We start from the raw sequence: 10939 nt of genomic DNA, 5'->3' as shown, positions 1-10939 counted from the left end.
ACCAGTCCGTCGGCAAGCGCTTTGCTGTGGCCCTACGCGGCCAGGCTTGACGCCGGCGCGAAGTTCCAGGGCATGAGTTCGTCGATGCGGCTCTTTGGGTGCCCGCCGAGCAAGGCGCGCAGGGTCTCTGCGAGGTAGCGAACCGGATCGACGTCGCTCATCTTGCAGTTGGCGATGAGGCTGGCGAGCATGGCCCAGTTTTGCGCCCCGACCTCGTGCCCGGCAAAGAGAGCGTTCCGAGGTGGACCCCATTTCGCGGACAGGTTTGCGGCGCTGCTAAGCTTGCCTGTTGATTATGCTGCCGCCTTGAGGCCGGGGCCCTGAAGGGCCTCGATCGGTGTTCTGCCGCCGAGTGCCGAATGCGGGCGCTCGGTGTTGTACAACTCAATCACAGAACACCCACGGGACCGAGGAGCGCGAGGTGCTCTACCCTTGGCACCCCTGGACGGGGCGAGTTGTTCACGTACACGAGGTGATCGCGAAGGCGGGCTGGGCTGCGTTTCGCTGTAGCCTGAGCGGTATCTCGTCGGACCGACGGCTGGAGGTTCCCGTCTGGATGTTCGATCGGGCGGCCTGCCAGTGCTGGCAAGTCGCGGTAACGCCGGTTGCCTCAGTGGCGGCTTTGCGAGCTCTGGCGGCATTGCTGCACGATGCGGCCGGCGTTCGTGATGGCGCATCGCAAATGCCAGATTCGAGCGCAACATCGAGCTCCCAGCAGGCAATTCCGGGAGATGCCGATGCCACGCCGACCAGCACCACAACAGCTCGAGTTGTTCACTCACCCCAGCGACGCCGACCTGGTCCCGGCGCCGCACTGGCAGACGTTGCCGGAGGAGGCGCGGGTAACGCTGACCGAACTGATGACCCGCCTGATCCTCGACCACGCCGCCGGCGCTCAGGCGCCTCGCCGGACGGAGGCACGACATGAAGCATGAGAAGATCAGTTCGCACCACCTGGAGCGCAAGGCGATCCTCTACGTGCGACAGTCCTCCGCCCACCAGGTGCTGCACAACCGCGAGAGCGGCGCTCTGCAATATGCGATGCGCGACCGGCTGGCGACGCTCGGCTGGTCCTGCATCGAGACGATCGACGACGACCTTGGCCGGTCCGCGGCGGGCGGCGTTGCGCGGGCGGGCTTCGACCGGATGGTCGCCGAGGTCTGCCTGGGCAAGGTCGGTGCGGTCGCGGCGCGGGAAGTGTCGCGCTTTGCGCGCAACAGCCGCGACTGGCAGCAGCTGATCGAGATGTGCCGGGTCGTCGACACCGTCCTGGTCGACCAGGAGGCGGTATATGCGCCACGCCAAGGCAACGACCGTCTACTTCTCGGTTTGAAAGGAAGTCTCAACGAGTACGAGCTCGATCTGCTGCGGCAACGGTCGCTGTCCGCCCGTTACGAGAAGGCCCGGCGCGGCGAGTTGATCGTCGCGGCTCCCGTCGGCTTCGTGAAGGCCGGCGACAGGCTCGAGAAGGACCCCGACCGCCGCGTCCAGGAGGCCATCACCCTTGTCTTCGACAAGGTGGCCGAGCTCGGCAGCGCCCGGCAGGCCCTGCTCTGGTTCCTGGAGCACGGGCTGGACCTGCCCGCAAGACACGCCAATGGCGACGTGATCTTGCGCAGGCCAACCTATGCCACCATCCACCGCATGATCGAGAACCCGGTCTACGGCGGCGCCTACGCCTATGGTAAGACCCGAGTTGTGCCGAGACACGGCGCGGCCGTTCCGCGAACCGGCAGCCGCCGCAAACCGCGCGCTGAATGGCTGGCGCTGAAGCCCGGCGCACACGAAGGTTATATCAGTTGGGAACGGGCAGAGGCGATCCGCGCGATGGTCAGCGACAACACCCCCACGAGCCGGCACCATGGGGCGCCCAAGCACGGCGATGCCCTGCTCGCCGGTCTCTTGCGCTGTCGGCGCTGTGGCCGCAAGCTGACGGTCCGCTACACTGGGGCCAAGCACGACATCCCGCGCTATTCCTGCTGGCGCGATCTGCTCGACAACGGCGAGCCGCGCTGCATCGCCTTCGGTGGCCTGCGGGTCGACGATGCCATCAAGGATGCGCTGCTGCGAGTGGTCGAGCCGGGCGCCATCACTGCGGCCGCCGAGGCCGAGGCGCAGGTCGCCAGTCGCCGCGATCAGGTTCGCGACGCGTTGGCGCGAGACCTCGAAGCTGCCCGCTACGGTGCCGACCGCGCCTTCCGCCAGTATGATGCAGCCGATCCCGAGAACCGACTTGTGGCGGCAGAACTCGAAGCGCGGTGGAACCGCGCCCTCGCACGCGCCGCCGAGATTGAGGCCAAGATCGCCGCGCATGATTCTGCAACCTCCAGGCCTTCCTCCTTGGCGGCGCTGGATGCCGCCGCGCTCGGCACGGACCTTCGCACTGTCTGGGAGGCGCCAACGACCGATGCCCGGCTCAAGAAGCGCATCGTGCGCACCGTCATCCTCGAGGTGGTCGCCGACATCGACGACGACGCCTCCGAGATCGTCCTTCTGATCCACTGGATCGGCGGCGTGCATACCGAACTGCGCCTGCAGAAGCGGCGTCGAGGCCAGCGCAACAGTACAGCACCAGAGATCATCGCGGCGGTACGTCAGCTCGTTCTCCTGGCCACCGACGATCTGATCGCCGGCATCCTAAATCGAAACGGTCTGCTGACCGGTCATGGCAACCGATGGACCCGGGAGCGCGTCACCGCACTCAGGTCGCATCACAAGATCCCGGTGTTCCGCCCGGCTCCCGACGGCACCGAACCCTGGCTCAACCTGACCAACGCTGCGCGCCTGCTCGGCGTCACGGCCAAGACACTAAGACTGGCCGCCGAAGCCGGCAGCATCGAGGGCGTTCATCCGTTACCGGACGGTCCGTGGATCTTCGCCCGCGCGGAACTCGGCAAACCGCCAGCCCAGCAACTCACCCAGCGCGCCCGGCAGAACCCCAAATACCCCACCGGATCGCACCACGATCAGCAAAACCTATTTACTTCAGAGGCATAGAGAGATGGGCGCAATGAAGCAGGATTGTAGAAGGTCATCCACTTTCCGATGCCTACCCGGGCCGCAGACCCGGTTTCGAAGGCGTGGAGGTAGACGCACTCGTATTTCAGCGACCGCCATAGCCGTTCGATCATGACGTTGTCCATCCAGCGTTCTCGACCGTCCATGGAGACCTTCACCGTCGCGTCCAGCAAGGGCTGCGTGAAGCGCGGGCTGGTGACTCGCTGCCTTGATCCGTGTTGAAGATCTCGGGCCGCCCATGAAGCCGAAATGCATCCTCCAGCGCCTCGATGCAGAACTCGGTGTCCGTCCGGCATAGGCCTCGGACCCATGGCGGCCTCATGTCGAACAGTTTGAGAGCCGCCAGGACAGCACTCGGCGCGTCGCCCAGTCCATGATTGCGGCGAGGTAGAGGAAGCTGCGCCGCATGGGAATGTAGATGATGTCCACTGCCCGGCAGGGCATCGCGCAGCGATGTCCCGAGAGGGAGCGCACCAGACCTGGTTCGGGCGCTCGATCACCAAGTCGCTAAGAATATACGGATACTTGCGGTGCTCCGGGTGCGGTACCGTCGTGCGTGGACGCTGGTAGACAACGCGCAGGCCCATCCTGGCCATCAGCCGCCGGATGCGCTAGCGCCCGCCGCAGTAGCCTTGGTTGCACAGGTGCCTCGCCATCTGACGACTGCCGTAGAACGGCGTCTCCATGAACTGCGCATCGATTAGCTTCATGAGCGCCAGGTTCAGCGGTGTCTCGGTCCTGCCTGGCCCATACCACGCCGACCGGCTGATCCCGATCAACGCGCATTGCCGGGTGATCGACAGCACCGCGGGCCTGGGATCGATCATCTCTCGCCTCCGGGCCATGCTCACCGTCCGCTCGCCAGCGGGCTCGAACCGGTGGCGCCTTCTCTGGCTCGCCTTTGACTAAAAAATCGCGTTCCACCACGCGCTGGCCGATCTTGGCGTGCAGTTTCTCGACCTCGCATTCCTTCGAGGCCGCCTTCGCCCCCGCCTTGCCGGAGAAAATTCCGGACATGCCCTCGAGCGCCTGCCGCTTCCAGGTGTTGACCAGGGTCTGATGCACACCGTGCTTTGCCACCAGTTCGGCGACCGTCAGCTCGCCCCGGATCGCCTCAAGCGCCACCTTCGCCTTGAACTCGGCGCCGTTTTCTTTCGTTTGCAAGCCACGCTTTCTCAACCGAACCCAGGCGGCCTAATCTCGAACAGAACGAGCCAGACCCTCCTGACTGGCAGAGCATTCCGGGTCCCAAAATATTTGACGACGGACACTCCACGCGGCTGCCCCTGTTGGGTTCGGCCTTCGCCAGTTGTATCGGGGCGGACTGGCGCTTGGGCGGGCGGCGCTGGCCGGTTGTCGGCATCGACGTGATCGGCAAGGTCTTCGGGGTACTCGCAGGCTGGGCGGCCGGTCAGGTGACGCTGGGCGGCGACATGACCCTCGTGCTGCCGGGCCTCTTCATCGGCGGGGCGCTCGTCGGCGCGCTCACCGTCATGCATCAGGCGCTCTGGTGGGCGCTGATCCAGAGCTTTGTCTTCTTCGGCATCGCAGGCGTTCTTGCGGCGCAGATCGACCCCTTGCCCACAGCCGGCCTCGTGTTGCTGGGCTCTGGCTTGATGTCGCTCTGGCTGGAAATTCCCAATATGCTCAGGCAGCGGCACAGGCGTGCCGAACACCCACACCCGCTGCAGGACGCCGAAGCGGAGATCGACCATCAAGATCACGGGCTCATCCTGCGCATGGCGCTGATTGCGGGGCTTTCGGTCGGGCTCGCGTATTGCATCGCGCTCTGGACCGGGCTTCAGCGCGCCTATTGGGCGCCGCTCATCGTCCTCTTCGTGCTCAAGCCGAAAAGCTCTGACATGCGGCAGGCGGTGCTCAATCGGACGATCTATACGATCATCGGGGCTGTCGCGGCGACCGCTCTGGTCATGCTGCTGCCGCCAGAGCACGGGCTGCTCTATGTGTTGTTCGTGCTGACCGCGATGGCGACGATCTGGTTCAACGGGCGCAACTTCAGGGTGTTCATCGCGCTGGTGACCGCTGGTTTCATCCTGCTTGTGTCGATGGGGTTTGGCGGGATCGTCGAGAACGCCGAGGCGCGGGTCTATGCCACGCTGATCGGCTGTGCCGTCACCATTGTCGTCGCTTGGGCGATCCGGCAGGTGACCCACCCTGCACCGGCCTGACCCGCATTGATCACTTGCAGATCGGCAAGTCTCGCGGCGGGTGGTTCGGCAAGGATTGCCGCCAGTTGTTGATCACCGGCTGCAGCGTGCGCTTCGGCCAGAACTTCGGCGCGCCAATGGCGCTGAGGCACGCTGCGTTCCAGTAAAGCCCGGCGCGCGACAAAGAGCTGCCGGTCCTGACCGCATTGGCGACGGCGTCGATGTCGCGCCCTTCGGGGTAGATGTAGAGGCTGGTCGGGTTGCCATCCACAAGCTCGATGATGTCGTCAGAGACGGCGGGCGACCATGTGGTGCAGCCGTTGCTGCGGCCCCCGGTGTAATTCACCAGATTGCCGTAGGGCACATAGCCCTCTTTGTCGGCGTTCGGGCTGCTTGGGTTTTTGAACCGGCACTGCCATTTGAGAAAGACCGCGGGATGTCCGCCGATGGCCCGCTCTCTGGCGTTTTCGGTGTCGCCCTCACCGTCAAACAGCAGGAAGGTGCGGTAGAAGGGTTTCCGCTGGCCGGACTGGCTGTAGTAGCCCTTGAACGACGTCCGCGTCTCCGCCGTCGTGTAAGCGCCGCCCATGGTCAGTTTTGAGCCCTCGGCATTGCTGAAATTCTTCGCGCATTGCCGCCCGTTCGAGAAATCCGCGCGCTGCAGTTTCCGTCCGTTGCCGTAGCCGGAGGAGACCGCGCGAAACGATCTGTTGGCCTCGCAGATGACGTAGAAGCGCGCGCCGGGCGCGCCATTGGGTGCGGTGCTCGGGCGGGTGGCGTCCATCGCCAGATAGCAGGGGTTGCTGACCTTGCCGCTCTGGCGGTTCTTCACATAGAGCGCGCGCGCCCGCTCTAGAACCACCGGAGCGATCTTGCCTTCGCCGGTGCCCACATGTGCTTGCAGCCAAGCGGGAATGTCCGACGCCGCAGAGGCCGCCTGCCCGGCCAAGGGCGACGACAGCGCGAAGAGGATGCCGAAAAGAACGCAATGGAGAGACTTAAGGGACAACGGGTAAACCTCCTACCGGACGACGCGCGTCACACGCACTACAGCGCGTGCCCGCTGCGGTTGCAAGAGCTTCTATGTTTTCTCTGCCTCGGGGTCGGCTTTGGCCTCGGGATTGGTGTAGCCGCTGGGGTCAAATTCCTCGAGGTCATAGCCGTCGTCCTCCTCGGCGATGCCGGTCACATAGGTGGTGCCGGTGTCTTCGTCGTAGACGAGCCCATAGTTGGCACGCCCTTCCGCCTTGAAGCGCAGGTATTCGTGAACGCCTGCGTAGATGAAGGCGACAATGAAGGGCGACAAGATGATGGCGGCAAGATACTGAGCTTCCATGGCGGGGCTCCTTTGCGGTCCAAGCGGGGTGTCGGGGCCGGTCCGTCGCGGCGTCTGTCATCGTGCCATCCTAACATTCATGGCGGGGGGCATTTCAACCACCCCAGCTGAGACCGGGCTTATGGGGGGCCCAAAGGCGCATTTGTGCGGCCGTGCCAGCCTGAGCGGCGAGAGGGTCAGCGCGGTTCTTGCGGGGCCTGCCCCCCGCCCTAACCGCACTATTTTCGGGTGTTTTCCGCCTTCGCCCCCAAAGCGCCCGCCGCCTTCGACAGCATCGGGCGGATCGGAAGGAAGGCGCGGTAGCCCATCTCCATGACCCGCGTGCCTCCGGGAAGCGCGGCGAGCCGGGCCGCCCAATGCCATCTGGGCAGGCGGTGCCAGATCGCTGCAAAGGCCGCGGCGCCGGAGAGAAGGGATCCGTCGCTCTCGCGCACATGGAACCGCCGCATCGCATCGCGGGGCGTGAGATCCGGGCCGGGATTGGTCTCACTGCGCGAGACGTCGAGAAACTCGATCTCCTCAGCGCCTCGCTGCGCCTTGTAGTGTGAAACCTCGGCGCTGCAGAGCGGGCAGGACCCGTCATAATAGACCTGAAGCTTCCGGTTTTCGGCAGGGTGCTCACTGAACTGTTCCGCCATCTGTCGCTCCTCAACAGCCCTTCGAGGGGGAAACTAGCGCGTGCGGGGCGAAACGACAGTTATTGGGGGTTGGTGGAGTTCTCTGTTTGTGCTAACAGAGGGCTCCCGCCGGTTCTGCCCGGTGGATACCCAAACATTCTGCATCCGCCAGTGGACGACACACATCGCCCAACTGGTGCAGCCTTGTCTTGGCAAAGACGTGTCTGGGCAACAAAAGAGGGAGAACTTTCACATGGGTATTTTCAGTAAAGAGCAATCGAGCGTCATCGATCAGCTTCTGCAGCGCGGCATGTCCGATTTCGACATCGCCCAGCGGATCTGCCCGGCCGACGAAGACCCGGAGCTTCTGCTTGAAGCCGTTTCCATTCACCGCGAACGGCACGATCAGGCAGCGACCGCCTAACGGCGCGATACATCCTGAAGGTGGGCCGGGGCATTGCCCCGGCCTTTTGCATTTCGACGGGTCTCAGGCAGCCAGCGCCCGCATCTCGGCGATAAGGTCCGATTTCCCCTCGAACCCGATGCCCGGCAGCTCGGGCATGGTGATGTGCCCCTGCTCGACCTGCACCCCATCAGGGAACCCGCCATAGGGCTGAAACAGGTCCGGATAGCTTTCGTTGCCGCCGAGCCCCAGACCGGCGGCGATATTGAGCGACATCTGATGCCCGCCGTGCGGAATGCAACGTGAGGGGGACCAGCCAAGCTGTTCGAGCACCTCGAGCGTGCGCAGATATTCCACCAATCCATAGGAGAGGGCGCAGTCGAACTGCAGCCAGTCGCGATCGGGCCTCATGCCGCCGTAGCGCAGCAGATTGCGCGCATCCTGATGGGAAAACAGGTTCTCTCCCGTGGCCATCGGACCGGGATAAAACTCGGCCATCGCCGCCTGAAGCTGATAGTCGAGCGGATCGCCGATCTCTTCGTACCAGAACAGCGGATACTGCCGCAGCATCTTGGCATAGGCGATCGCGGTCTCCAGATCGAAGCGGCCATTGGCATCCACCGCAAGCTGCGCCTCGCTGCCGATCTCCGACAGCACCGCCTCGATCCGGCGCTGGTCTTCCGCGAGTGAGGCACCGCCGATCTTCATCTTGACCACAGTGTAGCCCCGGTCGAGATAACCCCGCATCTCTTTGCGCAGCGCGCTGTCGTCCTTGCCGGGGTAGTAGTAGCCCCCGGCGGCGTAGACAAAGACCCTTGGATTGGCTTCCACGCCCTTACGCTCAGCCAGCAGGCGAAACAGGGGTTTCTGCGCGATCTTCGCAATCGCATCCCAGACCGCCATGTCGATGGTTCCGACCGCGACCGACCGCTCGCCATGGCCGCCGGGTTTCTCGTTCTGCATCATCGCAGCCCAGATCCGGTGACCGTCGAGGTTGCTGCCCTCGTCGTTCAGCAGCGTGTCCGGACCCGCCTCGAGAATGCGGTCGCGAAAGCGCTCGCGGATCAGACCGCCCTGCCCGTAACGCCCGTTCGAGTTGAAGCCGTAGCCCACCACCGGCTCCCCATCGACGACGACATCCGTCACGACGGCCACAAGGCTCGCGGTCATCTTGCTGAAGTCGATGTAGGCGTTCCGGATCGGTGAGGCGATCGGCTTGGTGACTTCGCGGATATCGACGATGCGCATGGGCGGGCTCCCTTTCAGTGTGGACTGCGCCGGACGTTAGGCGCGCCAAGTGAAAGAGTTCCAATGCCGTTTCAGAGTATATTCATGCCCAATCGGCATGAATTATGCGGCGCCCGCGCGGGTGAGCGCGCTCCAGAACGCCTCGCAATGGGGCGAGAGCCGGGCACGGGAGCGATAGATCACGATCTGCAGCGGCACTTCGAACTCCGGTGCCCCGGCCCGCACCAGAGCGCCTTTTGCGACCTCTGCCTCCGCCAAGGAGGACGGCAAGAAAGCCACCCCCTGCCCCGCTTTGGCCATCTCAAGATTGGTGGAGGCCAGCACCGAACTCATCGTCGATTTGAGCCGTGGCCGACCATGCTGCGCCCAATGGGTTTCGAGGATCCGGTGAAGCCCCGACGCGGGCCCATAGGACAGAAGCGGCAGCTCCTCCGACCCGGACCCGAGCGTCCAGAGCGGAGCGCCCGTCTCCCCCGGCGCGCAGAACGGCACAAGCCGGTCGCAGCCCACCGGATGATGCGCAAACTGCTTTTCGGGAAGCGCCGGACCTTCGCCAGACCCCTTGTGACATATAAAGAATGTCGCATCGCCGCTTTCCATCAGGCGCACACACTGCCGGAAGGTGTCGGACACCAAGTTGAGCGTACCGACCTGCCCCGGACCTGCGACGGACATCAGCCAGCGCGGCACGAATGTGTAGGACAGCGCATGTGTCGCGGCGAGGTTCAGCGACCGCTGCGCGAGCCCTGCTGCCTCTTTCGCCTCGGCGCGCGCGTCCCATAGCGCCCGGACGATCGCCTCTGCACGCGGCTGGAACACCTTGCCAGCGGCGGTGAGGGACACCTGCCGGGTGGTGCGCGCAATCAGCGGCGTTTCAACCGCCTCTTCCAACGCCCGGATGCGGCGGCTGAACGCGGGCTGGGTCATGTTCCTTTTCTCGGCCGCGCGAGAGAAATTCAACTCGCGCGCCAGTTCCAGAAAATCCTCGAGCAGGCCAAGGTCCATATGCCGAACATGCCTCCGATCTATGCCCGATGCGTATGTAATAGCAGGCTGGAGCCGAGCCGGGGAGCTTTAGTTGGTGCCACCAAGTTCCTCGGGCGTCAGTTGGAACGGCGCGCTCAGGTTCTCGGACTGAAGGCGCTGCGCCAGCATGTCGACGAAGATGCTCACCTTGGCTGTCAGGTTATGGCGCTTGGGATAGATCGCCGCGATGTTGGCGGTCTGGAAGTAGCTTGGCAGGACGACGCGCAGATGACCGTCGCGCACATGCCGCGAGATGTCCCACTCCGAGCGCAGCATGATGCCCTTGCCGCCCAGCATCCATTCGCGCGCCATCTCGCCATCGTTGGTGCTCAGCCGCCCGTTCACCCGCGCCGAGGCGGTCTCTCCGGCCACGTCGTCGAACCTCCAGATATCGTAGATGTCGTGTTCCTGCCGCAGCACGATGCAATCGCGGTGGGTCAGATCCTTCAGCGACTTCGGAGCACCATGCTTTTCTAGATAAGACGTCGAGGCGCACATGAAGCGGCGGTTCCGCTGCAGCAGGCGCTGGATCAGGTTGCTGCTCGGCGAATTGCCGAAACGAATGTTCAGATCGAACCCCTGCTCGACGATGTTCAGCGGGGCGTCGGTGACCACCAGTTGCACCTCGACCTCGGGATAAAGCTCTGAAAACTCCGCCACCGTGGGCGCGATATAGGTCCGGCTGAAGCCAAAGGTGGCGTTGATCCGCAAGAGCCCGCTGGGATGTTCGAGCCCGACCCGCAGGCTGTTTTCAAGCTCTTCGATTTCGCCCAGCAGACGGACCGCCTTGCTGAAATAAAGCTCGCCCTCCCCGGTCAAACTGACCCGGCGGGTGGTGCGGTTCATCAGCCGCACGCCCAGCTTCTCCTCGAGCCGGGCGAGACGCCGACTGACCGCAGAGGCCGTAACCCCCATCTCGCGCGCGGTTTCGACAAAGCTCTCGTGCCGCGCCAAAAGCACAAAAAACCCCAGATCGCCCTCGCCCATTACTTACCTCAGCGCAATAATGAAGTTCATTTTCTGAAATTAATTAATTTCATGAAGCAGTCTAGGCTCCTGTTTGCCCACATTGAGGAGTGAAGGGCACCGACCTGTTGGCAGAGCCCGCAGGTCCTAGGGGGAG

At 64.0% G+C, this 10939-nt stretch carries 9 protein-coding genes and 2 pseudogenes; 3 read left to right on the top strand and 8 right to left on the bottom strand.

Annotated features, from left to right (window positions below; all coding sequences use genetic code 11):
* Nucleotides 1-32: 32 nt before the first annotated feature.
* A pseudogene (locus ACXAD2_RS02655) lies at nucleotides 33-239 on the bottom strand (transposase domain-containing protein); the annotation flags it as partial.
* A gap of 685 nt (nucleotides 240-924) precedes the next feature.
* Here ACXAD2_RS02655 and ACXAD2_RS02650 point away from each other — a divergent pair.
* Nucleotides 925-2997 carry a recombinase family protein gene (locus ACXAD2_RS02650; RefSeq protein ID WP_475166549.1) on the top strand — a complete coding sequence of 691 codons (2073 nt, stop codon included), beginning with the start codon at nucleotides 925-927 and terminating at the stop codon, nucleotides 2995-2997.
* A 23-nt stretch (nucleotides 2998-3020) separates the two neighbouring features.
* Here ACXAD2_RS02650 and ACXAD2_RS02645 read toward each other — a convergent pair.
* A pseudogene (locus ACXAD2_RS02645) lies at nucleotides 3021-4182 on the bottom strand (IS3 family transposase); the annotation flags it as partial.
* A gap of 125 nt (nucleotides 4183-4307) precedes the next feature.
* Between ACXAD2_RS02645 and ACXAD2_RS02640 the strand changes: the two are divergent.
* On the top strand, nucleotides 4308-5207 hold the full coding sequence (locus ACXAD2_RS02640; RefSeq protein WP_475166548.1) for an FUSC family protein: 900 nt from the start codon (nucleotides 4308-4310) through the stop codon (nucleotides 5205-5207).
* A 10-nt stretch (nucleotides 5208-5217) separates the two neighbouring features.
* On the opposite strand, the gene ACXAD2_RS02635 is transcribed toward ACXAD2_RS02640, so the two are convergent.
* The 3 genes from ACXAD2_RS02635 to ACXAD2_RS02625 all read right to left on the bottom strand — a co-directional run bounded on the left by ACXAD2_RS02635 (nucleotide 5218) and on the right by ACXAD2_RS02625 (nucleotide 7160).
* The gene (locus tag ACXAD2_RS02635; RefSeq protein WP_475166545.1) at nucleotides 5218-6195 is read right to left on the bottom strand and encodes a hypothetical protein; all 978 of its coding nucleotides are present in this window, start codon (nucleotides 6193-6195) and stop codon (nucleotides 5218-5220) included.
* 72 nt (nucleotides 6196-6267) lie between these two features.
* Nucleotides 6268-6522, bottom strand: a complete 255-nt coding sequence (locus tag ACXAD2_RS02630; protein WP_475166543.1) for a hypothetical protein — start codon at nucleotides 6520-6522, stop codon at nucleotides 6268-6270.
* 218 nt (nucleotides 6523-6740) lie between these two features.
* Entirely contained in the window at nucleotides 6741-7160 is a 420-nt protein-coding gene (locus tag ACXAD2_RS02625) for a thiol-disulfide oxidoreductase DCC family protein (protein ID WP_475166539.1), read from the bottom strand.
* Nucleotides 7161-7392: 232 nt separating this feature from the next.
* Here ACXAD2_RS02625 and ACXAD2_RS02620 point away from each other — a divergent pair, with 232 nt between their 5' ends.
* On the top strand, nucleotides 7393-7563 hold the full coding sequence (locus tag ACXAD2_RS02620; RefSeq protein WP_193789572.1) for a hypothetical protein: 171 nt from the start codon (nucleotides 7393-7395) through the stop codon (nucleotides 7561-7563).
* Between the two features lie 63 nt (nucleotides 7564-7626).
* Here the strand turns inward: ACXAD2_RS02620 and ACXAD2_RS02615 are convergent, their stop codons facing one another.
* The 3 genes from ACXAD2_RS02615 to ACXAD2_RS02605 all read right to left on the bottom strand — a co-directional run bounded on the left by ACXAD2_RS02615 (nucleotide 7627) and on the right by ACXAD2_RS02605 (nucleotide 10803).
* Nucleotides 7627-8790 carry a mandelate racemase/muconate lactonizing enzyme family protein gene (locus ACXAD2_RS02615; RefSeq protein ID WP_475166535.1) on the bottom strand — a complete coding sequence of 388 codons (1164 nt, stop codon included), beginning with the start codon at nucleotides 8788-8790 and terminating at the stop codon, nucleotides 7627-7629.
* A gap of 102 nt (nucleotides 8791-8892) precedes the next feature.
* Complete coding sequence (locus ACXAD2_RS02610) at nucleotides 8893-9795, bottom strand: LysR family transcriptional regulator (RefSeq protein ID WP_475166530.1); 903 nt, start codon at nucleotides 9793-9795, stop codon at nucleotides 8893-8895.
* A 69-nt stretch (nucleotides 9796-9864) separates the two neighbouring features.
* A complete protein-coding gene (locus ACXAD2_RS02605) occupies nucleotides 9865-10803 on the bottom strand; it encodes a LysR family transcriptional regulator (RefSeq protein WP_475166527.1) in 939 nt (312 codons plus the stop codon).
* Nucleotides 10804-10939: the final 136 nt, after the last annotated feature.

Source organism: Salipiger sp. ABN3_019 (assembly GCF_056158605.1).
This window is presented reverse-complemented; position numbering and strand designations above follow the sequence as displayed.